General features: G+C 63.1%; 17 protein-coding genes. 5 read left to right on the top strand and 12 right to left on the bottom strand.

Features of this window, described 5'->3' with window-relative positions; genetic code table 11:
* Positions 1-4: 4 nt before the first annotated feature.
* Positions 5-295, top strand: coding sequence for a hypothetical protein (locus XI02_RS17940; RefSeq protein ID WP_240537094.1), 291 nt, complete (start codon positions 5-7; stop codon positions 293-295).
* 65 nt (positions 296-360) lie between these two features.
* Here XI02_RS17940 and XI02_RS17935 read toward each other — a convergent pair whose 3' ends face one another.
* Entirely contained in the window at positions 361-1,653 is a 1,293-nt protein-coding gene (locus XI02_RS17935) for a c-type cytochrome (RefSeq protein ID WP_018270968.1), read from the bottom strand.
* Positions 1,654-1,940: 287 nt separating this feature from the next.
* On the opposite strand from XI02_RS17935, the gene XI02_RS17930 reads away from it, so the two are divergent.
* Positions 1,941-2,180 carry a hypothetical protein gene (locus tag XI02_RS17930; protein WP_018270967.1) on the top strand — a complete coding sequence of 80 codons (240 nt, stop codon included), beginning with the start codon at positions 1,941-1,943 and terminating at the stop codon, positions 2,178-2,180.
* Between the two features lie 123 nt (positions 2,181-2,303).
* Here XI02_RS17930 and XI02_RS17925 read toward each other — a convergent pair whose 3' ends face one another.
* The 9 genes from XI02_RS17925 to XI02_RS17885 all read right to left on the bottom strand — a co-directional run bounded on the left by XI02_RS17925 (position 2,304) and on the right by XI02_RS17885 (position 13,523).
* Entirely contained in the window at positions 2,304-2,498 is a 195-nt protein-coding gene (locus XI02_RS17925) for a hypothetical protein (RefSeq protein ID WP_016842193.1), read from the bottom strand.
* 154 nt (positions 2,499-2,652) lie between these two features.
* Entirely contained in the window at positions 2,653-3,900 is a 1,248-nt protein-coding gene (locus tag XI02_RS17920) for an acyl-CoA dehydrogenase family protein (protein WP_051110156.1), read from the bottom strand.
* 68 nt (positions 3,901-3,968) lie between these two features.
* Complete coding sequence (locus XI02_RS17915; protein ID WP_018270965.1) at positions 3,969-5,648, bottom strand: AMP-binding protein; 1,680 nt, start codon at positions 5,646-5,648, stop codon at positions 3,969-3,971.
* Between the two features lie 114 nt (positions 5,649-5,762).
* On the bottom strand, positions 5,763-6,422 hold the full coding sequence (locus tag XI02_RS17910; protein ID WP_233285872.1) for a GntR family transcriptional regulator: 660 nt from the start codon (positions 6,420-6,422) through the stop codon (positions 5,763-5,765).
* A gap of 145 nt (positions 6,423-6,567) precedes the next feature.
* Entirely contained in the window at positions 6,568-8,109 is a 1,542-nt protein-coding gene (locus XI02_RS17905; protein WP_018270964.1) for a sugar ABC transporter ATP-binding protein, read from the bottom strand.
* A complete protein-coding gene (locus XI02_RS17900; RefSeq protein ID WP_018270963.1) occupies positions 8,106-9,224 on the bottom strand; it encodes an SMP-30/gluconolactonase/LRE family protein in 1,119 nt (372 codons plus the stop codon). Before XI02_RS17900 ends, XI02_RS17905 begins: the two co-directional genes overlap by 4 nt.
* Before the next feature lie 3 nt (positions 9,225-9,227).
* The gene (locus tag XI02_RS17895; protein WP_018270962.1) at positions 9,228-11,339 is read right to left on the bottom strand and encodes an SMP-30/gluconolactonase/LRE family protein; all 2,112 of its coding nucleotides are present in this window, start codon (positions 11,337-11,339) and stop codon (positions 9,228-9,230) included.
* Positions 11,340-11,454: 115 nt separating this feature from the next.
* Positions 11,455-12,477: a sugar ABC transporter substrate-binding protein gene (locus XI02_RS17890; protein WP_016842186.1), complete on the bottom strand. Its 1,023-nt coding sequence runs from the start codon at positions 12,475-12,477 to the stop codon at positions 11,455-11,457.
* 59 nt (positions 12,478-12,536) lie between these two features.
* Positions 12,537-13,523: an ABC transporter permease gene (locus XI02_RS17885; RefSeq protein WP_016842185.1), complete on the bottom strand. Its 987-nt coding sequence runs from the start codon at positions 13,521-13,523 to the stop codon at positions 12,537-12,539.
* Between the two features lie 528 nt (positions 13,524-14,051).
* Here XI02_RS17885 and XI02_RS17880 point away from each other — a divergent pair.
* Positions 14,052-14,627: an alpha-ketoglutarate-dependent dioxygenase AlkB gene (locus tag XI02_RS17880; RefSeq protein ID WP_018270961.1), complete on the top strand. Its 576-nt coding sequence runs from the start codon at positions 14,052-14,054 to the stop codon at positions 14,625-14,627.
* A 215-nt stretch (positions 14,628-14,842) separates the two neighbouring features.
* On the opposite strand, the gene XI02_RS17875 is transcribed toward XI02_RS17880, so the two are convergent.
* A complete protein-coding gene (locus XI02_RS17875; protein ID WP_016842183.1) occupies positions 14,843-15,115 on the bottom strand; it encodes a DUF2312 domain-containing protein in 273 nt (90 codons plus the stop codon).
* A 108-nt stretch (positions 15,116-15,223) separates the two neighbouring features.
* Positions 15,224-15,835: an exopolysaccharide biosynthesis protein gene (locus tag XI02_RS17870; RefSeq protein ID WP_018270960.1), complete on the bottom strand. Its 612-nt coding sequence runs from the start codon at positions 15,833-15,835 to the stop codon at positions 15,224-15,226.
* Between the two features lie 66 nt (positions 15,836-15,901).
* Between XI02_RS17870 and XI02_RS17865 the strand changes: the two genes are divergently transcribed.
* Together XI02_RS17865 and XI02_RS17860 are read left to right on the top strand one after the other, a co-directional pair.
* Positions 15,902-16,429, top strand: coding sequence for a hypothetical protein (locus XI02_RS17865; protein ID WP_018270959.1), 528 nt, complete (start codon positions 15,902-15,904; stop codon positions 16,427-16,429).
* 8 nt (positions 16,430-16,437) lie between these two features.
* Complete coding sequence (locus XI02_RS17860; protein ID WP_063710722.1) at positions 16,438-16,800, top strand: hypothetical protein; 363 nt, start codon at positions 16,438-16,440, stop codon at positions 16,798-16,800.
* Positions 16,801-16,907: the final 107 nt, after the last annotated feature.

The following is a 16,907-nucleotide window of genomic DNA, read 5'->3' as shown; positions in this document are numbered from 1 at the left end:
CCGCATGCCTCGATTCATGATGGTTCTGTCGACGTGCCTTGTCACCACGGTCCTTGGCGGCACAGCCGCCGAGGCAGCCCTTACGAAGGCGGAAAAGGTTGCCCTCAAACAGGCGGTCGTCGCCTGCAAGGCCGAGGCGAAGGGCAAGAAGATCAAGTGGTTGTCACGCCGCAAATACGTCAACCAGTGCGTCGTGGCTGCGCTCAAGGAACATCCCAGTATTAATGTCGCTCGCATGCTCAAGGAGACCCCGGAGCTGACGAAGATCCCGGTGGAGCAATGGCCGGGGTATTAGAGCCTGATATCGCGGCTTGACGCCATCGCATGAGGACGCCGCAAGGCAGCTGCCGCCAAATCAGGCTATTTCGACGTCGCGCGCGCCAGGAAGTCCGTGAGCGCGCGGCGATCTTCGGCCGAGCCGATGTGCTGCTCCGGCATCTTCGTGCCTGGCGTATAGGCGTTCGGCCCGATCTCGAACAGTTTTGAGACGGTCTCCGGCGTCCAGACGATGTCCATCGTCTTGAGTGCGTCGGAGAAGCGATAGCCCGGCAGCGAGGCGATCTTCCGACCGAACAGTCCGGCAAGCGTCGGACCGGCACGCTGCACCTCCGTCTCCGACAATGTGTGGCAGGCGACGCAGGCCCTGAAGATTTCGGCGCCGTGATCGCCGGCATAGCCGGCGAGCGGATCCCCCGGCGTGCCCACCACATTCGATCCGATCGCGGCGCCGGTCAGTGCGTTCCAGCGCCTGATCTTGCCGTCGGCACCGCCGGTCAGGAGCGTCACGCCATCGGGCAGGAATGCAACCGACCAAACCGGCCCGCCCAGCCCGGCGAGCGTGCGCAGCACGCTGCGCGCCTTGCGATCGACGATCGCCACCGAGCCGTCAATTGCCGCCGCGGCGATCAAGGCGCCGTCATGCGCGACCGCCAAGGCGACGATCGGCGTGGTGCCGGCCATGACCTCGCCGCTTGCCTTGCCGTCGGCCGTCATCATGCGCAGCTTGCCGTCCGCTGCGCCGGTGACGATTTCGCCGTCAGGCGAGATGGCCACGGCATTCAGCGGCAGCGGCACCGTGACGACCTCGGCGCTGCCGTCCGGCAGGCGCCAGATCCGCACCGTCAGATCGTAGCCCACGCTCACCAGCGATTGTCCGTCGGGGGCAAAGGCCACGCCATTCACGTTTTGCGAGTGACCTTGCAGCACGCGCGAGCCCCCGTCGGACAACGACGAGACCCGCACGGTGTGGTCCCACGAGGCGGATGCGAGCTTAGATGCATCGGGCGAAACGGCGAGCCCGACGATGGGTCCCGCATGGTCCGCGAAAACCCGGTCCGGCTGCGGCCGGCCCGACGTCCAGATGGCAATCTGGCCGTCCGCACCAGCCGTTGCCATTCTTCCATCGCCGAGGAAGGCAACCGCGTTCACCGCACCCGAATGGAAGCGAAGAACCTGCTCCGCAGACTCGGTTGCCAGGGACCATCGGATAGCTGCGGTGTCGAAGCTACCCGACAGAACCGTCCTGCCATCGCCTGAGACGGCGATCGCGCGGACAGGTCCGCCGTGTCCGGCCAATTGCGCTTGCGCCGGTTGCAGCGCGAGAAGCAGCGATGCCATCACAAGGAACGTGGCGAGACGCAAAATCGAATCCATGGCCGTCGGCGACACCCACAGCGAAGCCCCCGGGTCATTCTGCCCGGTTCTTGCGGCACAGCCAAATGCCCCCTGGCGTCCATCGGGCCCGGCCGCCGATCGTTCTGGAAATCTGGCGTGTCCGTGGTCGACGGGCTTGGCCTCTGGCAAGAACGCCCCATTTGATTCATTGATCCAGCTCAACGAGGGGAGCACATATTCGGCTCAAGGTGCGACAAGCGGCGCCTTGAAAGACGGTCCACACGATCGCAGTCTTGCCACGGGCGCCTCACAAATCGAGGTCGAACATGCAAATACACCCCAAAGCATATCTGCAGTTCATCTCGCGCATTTGGCACTTTCGCGTGTTGCCGCCGCGGGATCGCAATCCCGCCAGCCGGGACGCGTCGCCACTGCTGATCTACATTGCCGCTGTGTTGGCGCTACTACTGGTGATCCTGATCGTCGATCGCCACCGTGTGCCGTTTCAATTCCCGGGAGATGTCGGCGATCTCGCCGGGATCAACCCGATCTTCATGAGTTTTTGAAACACAGCCCGCGACGGGGCTGCGCAAGCGGACAGGCCGTCCGACGCGTCGAGCTGTTCAACGCGAGACGAATTTCCCGACCCGTTCATCTGGACTCGTTCAGATGCGGCGGCAGTCGTCTCTCTACTGCTGTGCTCCCCTCGGAAACACCAGCGATCGATCTTCGAAATCTTCGACCGGCAGTTTGTCTTGTTCTTGCACAGTGGGCATCCCCGCCACTGACGTGTGGCTCACGGACGATGGATGCGATCTCGGGACATTTGTCGCGGCCACAACAAGCGCGAGGGCGGTCAGGCCGGCGATCATCAGGAGCTTCATGCGAACCTCCGTTGGTTCTAAGCGAGTCCGATCCCTGACTAGTGCAGAACTCGCAGTCCACCTGTGAGACCGCTCACATCTCTCCTTTTGTTGATCAGCTCGTTGATCATCGCTGGAGCCGATGCCGTCCGGCTCCAGCCCCTTCCCACCGCGCCTATGGCAGATCTTTCGGGCGCGGCCACAAGCCTCCTTCGGACCAGGATTCAGATTCATCGGGCGACAACGGATCCGCGCCACCGCCGGTTCGTGCGGGATCGACATTGAGCCATCGGCGCAATTCGAGCTTGCCGATCTGGTTGCGGTGGACCTCGTCGGGGCCGTCGGCCAGTCGCAACAAGCGAGTCGTTGCGAGTGCTGCCGAAAGGAAATGGTCGTTGTTGGTGCCGCCTCCCCCGAACGCCTGGATCGCCCAGTCGACGATGGTCTGCGCCATGTTCGGCGCGACGACCTTGATCATCGCGATTTCCTGCCGCGCTGCCTTGTTGCCGACCGTGTCCATCATGTAGGCAGCTCTGAGCGTCAGCAGCCGCGCCTGATCGATCTTCATGCGCGCTTCGGCTACGCGCTCGAGCGTCACGGTTTGCTCGGCGAGCGGCTTGCCGAAGGCGACGCGTTTCAGCGCGCGTCGGCACATGCGCTCGAGCACGCGCTCGGAAAGGCCGATCAGCCGCATGCAGTGATGAATGCGGCCGGGACCCAACCGCCCCTGCGCGATCTCGAATCCGCGCCCCTCGCCGAGCAGCATGTTGGCGGCCGGCACGCGTACGTTGGTGAAGATCACCTCGGACGCGCGATCAGGTACGCCGTAGAAGCCGAGCACCGGCAGCGAACGGACGACATGCACGCCGGGCGTCTCCTTCGGCACAAGGATCATCGACTGGCGCTTGTGGCGATCCGGATTGTCCGGGTCAGTCTGCCCCATGAAGATGATGATCTTGCATCGCGGATCGGTGGCGCCGGTGGTGTACCATTTGCGACCATTGATCACGTAATCGTCGCCATCACGGACGATCGAGCTGGCCACATTGGTCGCGTCGGACGAGGCAACGTCGGGCTCCGTCATCGCAAAGGAAGAACGGATCTCACCCGCCAGCAACGGCTTCAGCCAGCGATCCTTCTGCGCCTCCGTACCATAGCGCAGGATGGTCTCCATGTTGCCCGTGTCAGGGGCGCTGCAATTGAAGACCTCGGGAGCAAGGTGCGAACGTCCCATGATCTCGCATAGCGGCGCATATTCGAGATTGGTCAGGCCGTCCTCGTGAGCGGGCAGAAACAGGTTCCACAGGCCGGCCTGTTGTGCGAGCGGCTTCAGTTCCTCGACAACGGGATGCACAGCCCAGGGCCCGAGCCGCTCGGCCTCCTGATAGTATCGGCGCTCATTCGGGTAGATGTGCTCCATCATGAAGCGCTGGAGACGCGCGGCCAGTTGCTGGCTGCGCTCGCTTTGGGTGATATCCACGTAAATTCTCCTTACAGGCCGCGCAGGCCGTCCCTGAGCGTGTTTCGGGTGATTTTTCCGGATTCCGTCTTCGGCAGATCGTCCAGCACGCGAATGTCGACCGGGCACTTGTAGGCCGCCAGCCGCTCGCGGCAAAAGCGCGAGAGCGCGGCGGCGTCGATCACGGTGCCGGGTTGAGCGGAGACGAAGGCGACCACCGTCTCGCCGCGATAGGGATCGGCGGCGCCGACGACGGCTGCCTCGCGCACGCCCGGAAAGCCATAGATCACGTCTTCGACTTCACGCGGCCAGACCTTGAAGCCCGAAGCGGAGATCATGTCCTTCTTGCGATCGACGAGATAGAACCAGCCGCTCTCGTCAAAGAAGCCGACGTCGCCGCTATGCAGCCAGCCGTTGGTCAGCACCTCATCGGTTTCCGCCGGCTTCCTCCAGTAGCCGGCCATCACCCCTGGGCCACGCACAACCACCTCGCCATGCGCGCCGGGTCCGAGCGGGCGGCGTTCGTCGTCGACGACGATTGCATCGACGGCGGGCGTCGGCCTGCCGATCGACAGCGCGCCTGAGTCAGGATCGACCGGAATCCGGCCCTCGTTGGGCGCAAGATGGCTTGCAGAGGTCAGTTCGGTCATTCCATAGGAACTGCGGATCGCCCGTCCAAACCGTCTCGCGAAGGCATCGATGACCGAGGGCGCGATCGGCGCGCCGCCGGAATAGATATGCACGAAGCTCTCGAAATGCCGGCTCGTCGCGTCAGCCTGGTTCATCAGCGCAATGTACGCGGTGATGGCACCGACGATGAATGTCGGCCGCCATTCAAGGAAGGCATCGAGCGCGACCTGGGGCTGGAAGCGATAGGTCAGCACCATCGCCGCACGCGCGGCAAACGCCGCGACCATCTGGATTTCAAAGCCGGTGATGTGGAATAGCGGCGCGACGCCAAAGATGCGCGACGTGCCGTTCAATTCGAAATGATCGCAACAGATCAACGCGGTCGCCACCAGATTGCGATGCGTGAGCATGGCGCCCTTCGGAACGCCCGTGGTTCCGGAGGTATACAAGAGAAGGGCGATGTCGTCGGACGTCAGAACCGGTGCCGGTGGAGCGGGAGCATTTTCGGCGAAAACCGTCGCCAGCGCCTGAGCCGGCGGAGCTGCGCCCGGCACCGGCAACACCCGGACATCGTTCCGCGTCTGGAATTCGCGCGCGCCGGTCCAGAACACCAGCTCGGAATCGACCGAACCGGCGGCCGGGAAAACGTTCTCCCATTGATCGTCGTGGCAGATCACCGCCTTCGGTTCGCAATCTCCGAACAGCTTGCGAAGCTCCGGCGTGCGGTACATCGGGTTGAGGCTGACGACGATGGCCCCGACCTTCCAAGCCGCCACGCTGACGATGACGAACTGCGGCACATTCTGAAGAATGACGGCCACCCGATCGCCGCGCCCGACCCCTTTCTGTGCCAAGCGGGCGGCGAGCCGGTCGCTGAGCCGATCGATATCTGCATAGGTCTGCGTCGCGTCGAAATAGAACAGCGCCGGCGCCTCGCGCGGTGCGGCACGAAACAGATCAAGCGCCGTCCGCCTTCCGGGATCGGGCGAAGCGACCGACGAGTCCCCGAGCAGCGCGCGCAGCCGGCCCGCGGCTTCCTCGTAAGCGCGCGCACGCGACACGGACTCCAGGCCGACAGTCATCGCCGCTTGCCACCACTGTCGTAACGATGGCGGCCCCGTCCGGCCCGGCGGCCGCTATAGGCGGCCGCCACCACCTGGCGCAGCAGGAACCGTGGCAAGAGGCGTTCGCCGCCACTACTCATTGGCACTTTTCCCTCGATAGACCGAGCCGAGACGCGCATGCGGTAGCGCGGCACGGCTTGCAAGGGGCGGTTGGGCCGCCCCACTCTCTTTTGCTTGAATGACCACGCGCGTGCGCCGGATGTGGAGGCGCACCAACACCTGCGCAGCTTCGACATCGCGCGCCCGGATCGCGTCCATGATCAGGACATGCTGGGGATCGGAGAACGGAAACCCGTCCTTGGCGTAGGTTTCGCTCACAAACTGCCGCCGGAAATGCTGCGTGCTGTTCCAGAAGCGTTCGACCATCGCCAGCAGTTGCGGCATCCGCGCCCGCGAATAGGTCCGTAGATGAAACTCCCGGTCAAGCTGGATGTATTCCTCGAGCGTGGTGACCTGCTCAAGTTCGCGCACAATGCGGTCAAGCGTCTCGATATCCTCGTCGGTCAGATTTGGAACGCTTTCGCCGATGGCGAGCGGCTCGACCGCTTCACGGATCTTGTAGATCTCGATCGATTCTTCCGAATTGACGTCCGCAATCCAGGCGCCACGGTTCGGCGCCATCACGACGAGCCCCTCGTTCTCGAGTTGCTTCAGCGCCTCGCGCACGGGAATGCGGCTTGCTCCAAAATGAGCCGCAAGGAGCTCCTGCCGAATCCGCGTGCCCGGCCGCATCTCGCCGCTCAGCACCGCGCTGCGAATTTCGCTTGCGATCCTCTCGCTCATCAGGCGACCGGACTCCGGATCGTCTTCAGTGCCGTCCCGCGTCATGTCCTTCCAATGGGGAGGCCGCTGATAAGGACTCATGAAAGGCCCTCCTTCAATGAATGGCCGCGTACATGATCTTGTCCTCGGTCGCATCAGCCCGCGCCATTTCCTCGACGATACGCCCGCCACGAGCGACCAGGATCCGATCCGAGATAGCCAGAATCTCCGGCAGATAGGAAGAGATAACGACAACCGCCTTGTTCTCGCGCGCCAACCTGCGAATCGCCTCGTGAATTTGTGGGATGGCGCTCACATCGACGCCTCGCGTCGGTTCGTCGAAGATGACCACCGTGGGTTCCTGGGCCAGAGACTTTCCCACCACGACTTTCTGCTGGTTGCCGCCGGAATATTCGACAATTTTGAGCGTCCGTTTCAATGCAGAAATCGAGAGCGCCGAGATCCATTGATCGGCGATCCGCTTCATCTCGCGCGTGGAGTAAAGGAACCGCTTGACGCGCGGCGACGACAGATAGCCAAGATAGATGTTCTGATCCACCGTCATCGTTTCGAAGAAGCCGTCGACCTTGCGGTCCTCGGTGATATAGGCAATTCCGTCGCGCACCGCCTGCCGCGGCACCCGGTAGCGGACCGGCTTGTCCCGCAGATAGATCATCCCGCCACGCAGGAAGTTGCGCTTGCGCGCGCCGCTGACGATCTGCGCGATCTCGGAGCGTCCTGCCCCGACCAGCCCGAAGATCCCGACGACTTCTCCGTTGAACACCGAGAACGACATATTCTTGACGATGCTGCCCATCGTCACGTTCTCGACCGAAAGCACCTTCTCGCCGCGGGAGGCATGCGGCTTCGGCGCATCCGGATCGGCCCCGTGGGTCGCGTACTGCGCTGCCGTTTCCTCACGGCCAACCATCATCCGCACCAGCGCGTCACGCGTGACGTCCTTCGCCGGTACGGTGGCGACCAGCTTGCCATCGCGAAGTACGGTGATGCGATCCGCGATGTTCAATGCCTCTTCCAGTGCATGCGAGATGAAGATGATCCCGGCGCCCTTCTCTTTCAGGGTGTTGAGAAGATGGAACAGATGCTGCGTCTCTTCAGGGGTCAGCGATGCGGTCGGCTCATCGAAGATGAAGACCTGGGCGTTGTGGCGAACCGCACGTACGATCTCGACCATCTGCCTCTTGGCCGTTCCGAGATTCTCCACCAGCACCAGCGGGTCGACGTTGAAGTTCATCGATTGCAGCGACTGGGTCGCCGCAATGTTGATCTTGCTGTAGACCGTGACCCATTTCTCCATGCCGAGTTCAAGGTTCTGCGCCACCGTCATGGAGGGGACCAGGCTGGATTCCTGGTAGACCATCGCGACCCCACCCTCGAGCGCTTCCTTTGGCGACGCGAACGAAACCTTGCCTCCCTGGATCAGGTAGTCGCCGGAGGTCAGCACGATCGCACCGGCGATCGCCTTGCAGAGCGTCGATTTCCCCGCACCGTTCTCCCCCAGCAGCGCGTGGATTTCGCCCGGCCGCAGATCGAAATTGACGCCGTCGATCGCGTGCAGACCGCCATAAACCTTGCTGCCGTTGACGATCTGAAGCAGCGGGGTCCCTGCCTGTTGTTCGGCCGGCATGGCGTTCATCCTTCCTGCATGCCGCGACCAGGCGGCAGTTCGACGAGGCAATCGCGTCCCTTGGACACCGCCAGCACATGCGAGCCGATCGGGCGGACGGCGGTTATTCCATGAACACGACCATCGACGCGGCTGTGCAGCGTCTCCGTCGCCGCGCCTCTGGCGTCGAGCCGGGCGACGAGGCCATAGGAACGCGGCGGCGCCCACGGCTTCTGGATGCCGAGCTTCTTGATGCGGCCGATCTGGGTCGGTTCGCGCGGATTGAGCCGACCATCCAGCGCCGGCCCAATCCAAAGCTCCGGTGGCACCGTCCGCATCATCTCTTCGCAGAATGCCCGCTCGCGCAGGACGAATTCGGTCAGTTGCGTGCGCAGCGCGAGGAAGGCCATCCAGATCTCACCGTTCGCGCCTCGGGCAAGACGCGCCGGATAGCCGGTATGATTCTTGACGATCACGCGCCTGTCGTCACCCGCGCGTGAAAAAGCGGTCAAGCGGTGGGCCCAGGACTCGGCGACCCACACTTCCTTGCCGTCACCGGACACGACCACGCCGAGCGGCCATGCGAGCTTGTCCGCACGCACGCTCGCACTGCCGAGCGAGGAATTGCAGACGATGAGCCGGCCCGACGGGGCACGGTTCTGCATCAAGTCGGTCAGCCATTGCTCTGGCCGATTGTTTCGCGAGCCGTCGGTCAGGTAGATCGCCCCGTCCGGCGCGACCGTCACCGACAACGGACAGGCGATCTTCTCGCCACCGACGCTTTCGAGCTTGCCGATGATCTCGCCAGTTGGCGAAAGCGCCACCAGCCCCACGCCGGAGACGCAGGCGAGCAGCCTGCCGTCCGGCGTGCAGCCAAGCCCACCGACCGGGCCGTCGAGCGTCGCGAACGCCGTGCGCGTGTTGAAGTCGTCTCCCGTGCAACGCAGGATGCGGTTGCCGGTCGAGACGTAGAGCGCGCCGTCCTGCCCGAGCGTGATGTCGTCCGGTCGCTCGATCTCATCGCCGAGCCGGCGGGCCTGATCGAGCCGCTGGTTCGGGGAGAAGGCGCCGTCGAGCACCGGAATGCCGTGAATTTCCCGGTTCGGGGACAGCACGCGATCGATGATATCGCCAAGCAGCGACATGGCTCAGGCCCCTCCCCAATAGGACTTGTGCGCTTCCCAGGTCGGGTCGGCGTCCGGCAGGCGGATGCGGCCGATGCGGTTGTTCTCCAGACCGCCGATATAGAGATGGCCCTTGTGCTCGCGGACCGAGGTGATGGTCGGATGCGAAAGCCCGCCCGGATCCCAGAGCGATTCCGTCACCACGCCGTTGTCGTCGAACTTGACCACGCAGCCGTAGTTGATGCCCGGGCACAGCCACTCGTCCGGCGGGATTTGCTTGACCATGCGGGTGCGGAAAACAGGGTTGCGCATCGCAAGGTCATAGACCGGCGTGCGCAGACCGACGAAGGCGAGCCAGTACTTGCCGTCGGAGGCGCGGTTGATGTTGTCGCAATAGCCCGGAAGGTTGTCGATCAGGATTTCGCTGGTGCCCGCCTTCGGGCCGGCGATCCAGAAGCGGTTGATCTGGCACAGCCAGGTGCTGGCCCACAGCACCGACTGACCGTCATGCGAGATGCAGATGCCGTTGGGAAACGTCAGGTTCTTCAGGACCGTCTTGGTGATTCCGGTTTTCGGATCGTGGCAGATCAGGCGGCCGTTGCCGCGCCCTTCGAAGCCGTCGAGTGCCCAATCGGTCAGCTCGTAGCGGGTCGAGGCCTCGCTGAAATAGATCCTGCCGTCGGGCGCAACGTCGAGATCGTCAGCGAGATAGAGTCGCGAATCGTCCTTGAGGCGTGTGCGCGTGCGCGTGGTGCGGTCGGTGACCTTGAAGACCGAACGATCGGGCTTCACACCGTAAACGCCCATGCCCGCGATGCAGACGAGGAGGTTCTGATCCCGATCGAACGCCAACCCGAGCGGCCGGCCGCCGATGCGCGCGAACTCCTCGCGCACAGTATAGTCCGGCGCAAGAAAGCGGATAATCGAGCCGTTGCGGTTGACGGTGTAGAGGTTGTCCTTGCGGTCAAGGATGATGTCTTCCGGGCCCTCGATCATGTCGAGCGCGATCGCTTCCGCGTTCTTCAGGCGATCATTCTCCGCGAACGGCGTGCCGCTGCCCCGCTCGACCGACGGCGGCGGCTCGAAATCAACCCAGCTTGGGGTGACATAGACCTTCTGCAGCACCTTGCCCTTGTTCTTGACCCACTTCACGTTGAAGCCGACCGCGAGCAGCAGGATGATGCCGATGATGGCGGTCGTCAGGTTGCCGGAGATACCGAGCCGGACCATGCCGCTGGTGAGCATGAAGATGATCGCCGCGCCCATGACGGCGCGCGCGATGGTGCCGCGGCCGCCGGACAGGCTGATGCCGCCCAGAACCACCGCGGCCAGCGCGTTGATCTCCCAGCCGACGCCGGTGTCGGTGCCCGAACTGCTCTGCCGGGCTGCATAGAGGATTCCCGCCAGCGCCGCGATCGCCCCCGACATCACATAGGCCGAGAACAGCACGCGCTTGACGTTGACGCCGGCGTGGCGGGCCGCCTTGCGGCTCGACCCGACCGCCATGATGTGGACGCCGGGCTTGATGCGGGTGAGGAAGAAGTGCGTTCCGACCGCGAGCAGGATCAGGACCAGCATGTTGAAGGGAATGCCGAGAACCCTCCCCGATCCCATGAAGTCCCACGTGCTGGACCCGCTGTCGATGCTGGCGAGCTCGTTGGTGAACGCGACCGTCACCTTGTTGTAGGCGGCGCGGACGATGATGAGGACGACCAGTGTCGTCAGGAACGGCCGGGTCTTGCCATAGGCAATCAGGCCGCCGTTGATCGCGCCCATCGCCGCGCCGAACAGGACGACAAGCACGATGGTCACGGGCAGCGGCAGCCCGAGGATGAGATACAGATAGAGCGCGAGGAAGTTCGACATCGCGAACACCGCGCCGACCGACAGGTCGATGCCGCCCGACAGCACGGAGAAGGCCATCGCGACCGCGACCATGCCCTGCTCCGCGAAATTTCGCATCAGTTCCTGCAGGCTGCCTGCCGTCAGATAGCGCGGAATCATGATCGCGAAGGCCAGGAAAACCGCGATCGTCAGCGTGAATGGAATGATGGGCTCCATCCAGCGCTTCTCAAGCAGTTCGCCCAGGAACAATTGGGGCGAATGGCGGTGCCAGGCTCGTTGCAGGCTCTTCATCAACAGACTCCGGCGGGCTCGGCGCGGAAGCGGCCGAACGGCGGGACAACGCAGGGGATTGGGATCGATGGTTCCGGCCTGCCCGCGCCGCAGTGGGCGCGGGCGCCGGAACGACTTACTTCGCGCCCTTCGGGATGCTGAAGCAGTACATGCGATCATCCTTCGACTTCACCCAGGCAGGGGTCGTGTAATAGGCGATGTTCTTCGCGCCCGGCTTGTCGCCGCCCTGCAACAGCGCAATCACCGCGTCGGCGATGGTCTGGCCCTGCACGTCGGCGCGATACGACAGGTTCGCGGAGAACGCGCCTTGCTCGAGCAGATCGCAATCGGCGGGCTGGCCGTCGCTGGCGACGAACACCTTCACCTTGTCACCCATGTTGGCCGCCTTGATCGCCTGCGCCGCGCCCGCCGTTTGCGGACCCCAGACGCTGAGGATCCCGCACAGCTTGGGGTGCTGCTGCAACACGGTGGTCGTGATGTCGCCGGCCTTGTTGGCATCCCAGCTTGTCGGCTGCGACGACACGACCTTGATCGACGGGTCGGTCTTGAACACCTCCATCGCGCCATTCTTCATGTCGAGCGAATAGGCGGCGGTCGCCTCACCTTCAAGGATCGCAACCTCGCCGGAGCCCTTGCCGCCGCCACACTGATTGATGACCTCGCGCGCAATCTTGGTGCCGAGATCCTTGGCATCGACACCGACATAGGCATCGGTCAGGGTATTCGATGCCATGTTGACCTGCACGACATAGATGCCCGCGTCCATCGCACGCTTGAGCTCCTTGGCGAGCAGCGTGACGTTCGGATTTTGCACCACGATCACGTCGGGCTTTTCGTTGATATAGTCGCTGACGGTCTGAAGCTGGATGTCCGACTTCATGTTGGCGTCGCGGGTGACGAGCTTGATGCCGTAATCGTCGAAACGATCCTTCATCACGCGCGTCCATTCGGATTCCAGAACGCCCATCCAGACCGGCGACCAGGCCACCGTCTTGCCCTTGAGCGACTTGTCGAATTTCTCGCGCAGCTGGTCGCGCGGCCCGGCCGCCTGCGATGGCGCGGCCACCAGCGCGGCGGTCGCCACCATCGCGGCGAGCCCGATGCCGGCAAACGCCCTTCTGTGCACAGCTTTCGTCATGTCAATTCCTCCCCTGTTATGTCGGCCGACTGTTGCGGCCCGTTGGTTGATGCAGAGCTTTAATCGCCCTGCTTCGACGTCTCCTCGTCGCGCGGATGCAGCCGGGAATCGAGCAGGATCGCGATCAGCAGCACGACTCCCTTGACGATGTTCTGGGTCTGCACGTCCATGTCCATGATGGTCATGCCGTTCAGCAGCACGCCGATCAGCAGCGTTCCGGCGATGACGCTCATCACGTTGCCACGGCCGCCGACGAGGCTGACGCCGCCGAGCACCACGACCATGATGACGTCGAAAATGATCGTCGATTCCGCGACCTGGAGATGCATCAGCGCCGTCTGCGCGACCATCACGACACCGCCGACATACCCGATCGCGGCGCACAGCGCGTACTCGATCATGGTCAGCGGGCGGGTCGGCAGACCGGTCTGACGCGCGGCGTCGGGATTGTCGCCATGGGCATAGACGAAGCGCCCGATTACGGTGCGCGACAGGAAAAGATGCACGACGACCGCGGTGGCCGCGAAGATCAGGATCGAGATCGGAACGCCGCCCCAGATGTTTCCGCCGAGCCGCAGGAATTCGTCATGCCCCTTGGAAAGATAGACGACATAGTGCTGCACCGCTGTGGTGCGTACGATTCCCAGCACCGCAAGGCTCGACGCCAGCGTCGTCAGCAACGGCGGCATCTCGATCACCGAGATCAGAAACCCGTTCAGGATGCCGATGGCGATCGCCATCACGAAGCCGATCAGCAGCGCGACCGGCGTCGCGTAGCCCGAATTCATCAGGATGATCGCGATCGCGGTGGAAGCGGCAAAGGAGGCGACTTGCGACAGATCCAGTCCACGCCCAATCACGACCACCGCCATGCCGAGCGCGAGAATGCCGAGTATCGAAATGTTGCGCGCCAGCGCGAACAGATTGCCCAGCGTCAGGAAGCCCTTCAGGAAGATCGAAAAAATGACGATCAGGACCGCGCACATCACCAGCACGGCCGTCGTTTGCGTCAATTTCGCCCCGCGCGCGCCCGAATTGCCGGTCACCGGGTTCTCCCAGGATTGATTTTATTGTGGGCGGAAATTGAACAGAATGTATCCAGAAGTCAATGTCCGTATCCAGGATTCGGACAGCAACTGGCTTGACCCAAGGATATATTCGCGCCTGAATCCCTCATAACATTTTGTATTCCGTTGATATATGCATCGGCGAGTGACCGCAATTGAAGCGCGTTTTCCAAGTTCGATCGGCCTTTCTGAAGCCGAAATTGCGATATTGGATACATTTGGCCTGAGGAGCCCGTCCCTAAGGTCGACTGGTCCTCACAGCGCGATCCAGCCGCGGCGACCGGACGGAGCCGACGACGTTGCGGCAATCGCTTCCCGGCCAAGGCCTGAAGATCGCGGCGATAGAGGATGCCGGGACCGAGCGTTGACGCCGTCTTCCGCCCATCGAAGCCGCGCCAGGTGGAAGCCCGGGCGACCTGACCGCCGGTTCAAATTCTGTCTCGGCGCGCCCATATTCGTGACAGCTTCGCAAACACTGACGGCACCCGATTGTCCGAACAATTGTCGATGTTCGATGCGCCTGCCGCGGGACCGGCGGGTCTGCACTACGCGCCGGATTTCATCTCCAAAGCGGCCGAGGGCGAACTCATCCGCCACATCCGGGCACTTCCGCTTGCCCCGTTCCAGTTCGGACAGTTCGAAGGCAAGCGCCGCGTGGCTTCGTTCGGTTACCGGTACGACTATGCATCGCGCCGACTGGAATGTGCCGAACCGATCCCGTCCTGGTTAAACGGCATCGTCGCCGCGATCCAGACTTTCGGCGGCGCGTCGACCGAGATCGGGCAGATCCTGTGCACCGAGTATGATCGCGGCGTCGGCATCGGCTGGCACCGCGACAAGCCGCATTTCGACCGGATCTTTGGACTGTCCCTGGGATCCGCATGCAAGTTCCGCTTTCGTCGTCGGACGGAAAACGGATGGGAGCGGTTCACGCTCGATGCGGCGCCCCGATCGCTCTACCTGATGGCCGGCGATGCACGGCAGATATGGGAGCACAGCATTCCGCCGGTCGAGGCCCCCAGATACTCGATCACCTTTCGAACCATGGTCGAAACGGTGCGGGGCGCTAAAGCGTCGCGATAACCTTGGATTGCCGGTTCCAGCGCTCCGCTGCGCATCGCCGCATCAACCCTGATCGAGCGCTACTCCGATCCGATCGGAAGACGCAATTACAGGCGGAAGGTGCGACCAGCGCCGCGCGAATGGTTGATGGGACGGAGGCGGACGAGCTTGGGAAGTTCGTCCGCCGAGAGATCGCGCGCCCCCGGATCTCGATCGCGGGGAACGCACCGGGCTTCTCACGCCGCTTTCGCAGCAGCCTTGTCCGCCGGTGCCGTTTCCATCGCGCGCATGTAGAGATCGAGCAGGGATTCGCGCTCGTCGCGCTCATCCTGATCCTGCTTTCGCAGTTTGACGATCTCCTTGAGGATCTTCACGTCGAAACCCTCACCCTTGGCTTCCGAAAACACTTCCTTCTTCTGCTCGTTCAGTTCCTGCAGTTCAGCGTCCAGATTCTCGATCCGCTCGATGAAGGAACGAATTTTTCCGCCGGGAATGGTGATGTCAGACATGGTGCCTCTTTGTTGAATGAGGCGGTGAAAATGAAAGCAAAGTGATAACCAATGTCTTAAACTTCAACGGTCCTGCAGCGCATCTATCCGGCGGCTTGCCGCGGTATTTCAGACCGCGATCCAGCTGATTACGGCCGCGGCCGACGTCCAGAGCGTCCATCCAAGGCCAAGCAAGGACATCACCGCGGCCGCCATTGCCACGGCCAACAGCAGACCATCTTCCTGCAGGTAAGCGATCGCGATCAGAACGACCACAATCCCGGGAATGACGTTGACCAGAGGCAGGGGCCAGCCCGCCAACAGACCCAGCAGGAACACGACCAACCCCACAAGGCGGTCAGTCACGTCATGGCGCGCGTTCCAGCGCGGCCGGCTGATGTTCTCGATCGCGCGCAGCAGCGGACCCGCCCTGACGGTGAACCGCTTGAATCGCTTGAAGTCGAACGGCCGCTTCGACAGGAAGCGGGGAAAAGATGGAGCACTGTGCCCCAACATCATCTCGACCGCCGGAAACAGGAGGGCCAGCGTCGCAACCGTGGCCACGCCAGGGACAATCACGAGCAGCCCCAGCAACAGCAGGAGCAGCCCGAACGAGCGCCTGTCCAGATGGCTGAGGAGCCATTCGAGGTCGACGGGGCCGTCAGGTGCTCGCGCGACGAGTTCTTCGAGGAGCTGGGAAGTACGGGTAGGCGCTGAGCGGGGAACGGGCAAATGAAGCATTACCCGGTAACATGGTCGAACTCCGTATCGATTGCAACGAATGCCAGAGGCGCCTAGGAAGCATTGATGGACAACGATTCCGATCAGGCGTGGCATGGCCATGCGCCGAAAAGCCCCCTGCCCGCCGGTCGCCGCCGCTGGCCGTGGCTGCTTCTGATCGTCGTCCTCGCCCTTGTCGGCGCCGGCGGCGTCTACGCTTGGCCCGAAGTCGCGGCGTTGGTTCCCGCCATAAGCCACGAATCGTCCGGCGGAGCGATGACGACGAGCGACAAGGAGGCGTTGCCAACTCTCCTCGCGGCCCAGCAGAAGCTCGAGGAAGACCTCGCCGCACTCGATCGGTCGGTAGCCGACGGGCAGGCGCAGTTGAAGGCCATTACCGACCAGTTGGCGGTCCTGACCTCGAAGGTCGAAGAGTTACAGCACCTGCCCCCGCCGGTAGCGCCGCCGCCACCTGTTGCGGCCGAGGTGCCGCGCGCCCCGATCGCGCCGCCCGCCCCGCAGCCGAGAAAGCCGCCGCCCCGGGCCGCCAGGCCGTCGGGTCCCGTTTCGGTTGGCGGCGCACCGCTCAATGCCGCGCCCAACATGGCCCGTTGAGATCAGAAATGCCCCAAACCGTATTCCGATATTTGGCTTGGGGTTTGATCCTGGGCCTCTTCATCGTCACCGATACAACGCTGGCATTTCGTCCCCACACCTTGATATCGCCAAACGCCGATCGCTTTGCCGCGCTGTTCGTTGTCGGTGCCGTCTTTTCGTTCGCCTATCCGAAGCACGTCCTGCCAATCCTGCTGGCGCTTCTCACCGTCATTGTCGGCTTCGAACTCATTCAAAAGCTGCTCGCCGGCAGGCATGGCTACATGAAAGACATATTCGTCAAAGGCGCCGGCTGTTGCGCAGGCGTTGTCGCCGCCACTGCCCTGAGACGCGCGCTTTCGGCGATGTCCAAGCCTACAGGTACCTCCTGACGTCCTGCGCTGCCTTTGCCTTGTTCGACGTTGGGGCAAAGACACGTGTCGGCAACCATCGATCCAATCCATCATGGACCGGTTTAACCAGGCACCGGCCAAGGAAA

This window comes from Bradyrhizobium sp. CCBAU 21365 (genome assembly GCF_015291305.1).
GTDB lineage: Bacteria > Pseudomonadota > Alphaproteobacteria > Rhizobiales > Xanthobacteraceae > Bradyrhizobium > Bradyrhizobium elkanii.
Note: the sequence above shows the minus strand (reverse complement) of the source record. Positions and strands in the feature narration are given on the sequence as shown.

What these genes read in the sequence shown, in the direction of transcription:
- XI02_RS17865 (WP_018270959.1), top strand. Translation starts at nt 15,902, where the DNA reads ATGGACAACGATTCCGATCAGGCGTGGCATGGCCATGCGCCGAAAAGC.
- XI02_RS17870 (WP_018270960.1), bottom strand. Translation starts at nt 15,835, where the DNA reads ATGCTTCATTTGCCCGTTCCCCGCTCAGCGCCTACCCGTACTTCCCAG.
- XI02_RS17940 (WP_240537094.1), top strand. Translation starts at nt 5, where the DNA reads ATGCCTCGATTCATGATGGTTCTGTCGACGTGCCTTGTCACCACGGTC.
- XI02_RS17890 (WP_016842186.1), bottom strand. Translation starts at nt 12,477, where the DNA reads ATGACGAAAGCTGTGCACAGAAGGGCGTTTGCCGGCATCGGGCTCGCC.
- XI02_RS17935 (WP_018270968.1), bottom strand. Translation starts at nt 1,653, where the DNA reads ATGGATTCGATTTTGCGTCTCGCCACGTTCCTTGTGATGGCATCGCTG.
- XI02_RS17905 (WP_018270964.1), bottom strand. Translation starts at nt 8,109, where the DNA reads ATGAACGCCATGCCGGCCGAACAACAGGCAGGGACCCCGCTGCTTCAG.
- XI02_RS17880 (WP_018270961.1), top strand. Translation starts at nt 14,052, where the DNA reads ATGTTCGATGCGCCTGCCGCGGGACCGGCGGGTCTGCACTACGCGCCG.
- XI02_RS17920 (WP_051110156.1), bottom strand. Translation starts at nt 3,900, where the DNA reads ATGATGGAGCACATCTACCCGAATGAGCGCCGATACTATCAGGAGGCC.
- XI02_RS17895 (WP_018270962.1), bottom strand. Translation starts at nt 11,339, where the DNA reads ATGAAGAGCCTGCAACGAGCCTGGCACCGCCATTCGCCCCAATTGTTC.
- XI02_RS17925 (WP_016842193.1), bottom strand. Translation starts at nt 2,498, where the DNA reads ATGAAGCTCCTGATGATCGCCGGCCTGACCGCCCTCGCGCTTGTTGTG.
- XI02_RS17930 (WP_018270967.1), top strand. Translation starts at nt 1,941, where the DNA reads ATGCAAATACACCCCAAAGCATATCTGCAGTTCATCTCGCGCATTTGG.
- XI02_RS17875 (WP_016842183.1), bottom strand. Translation starts at nt 15,115, where the DNA reads ATGTCTGACATCACCATTCCCGGCGGAAAAATTCGTTCCTTCATCGAG.
- XI02_RS17860 (WP_063710722.1), top strand. Translation starts at nt 16,438, where the DNA reads ATGCCCCAAACCGTATTCCGATATTTGGCTTGGGGTTTGATCCTGGGC.
- XI02_RS17915 (WP_018270965.1), bottom strand. Translation starts at nt 5,648, where the DNA reads ATGACTGTCGGCCTGGAGTCCGTGTCGCGTGCGCGCGCTTACGAGGAA.
- XI02_RS17900 (WP_018270963.1), bottom strand. Translation starts at nt 9,224, where the DNA reads ATGTCGCTGCTTGGCGATATCATCGATCGCGTGCTGTCCCCGAACCGG.
- XI02_RS17910 (WP_233285872.1), bottom strand. Translation starts at nt 6,422, where the DNA reads ATGCGGCCGGGCACGCGGATTCGGCAGGAGCTCCTTGCGGCTCATTTT.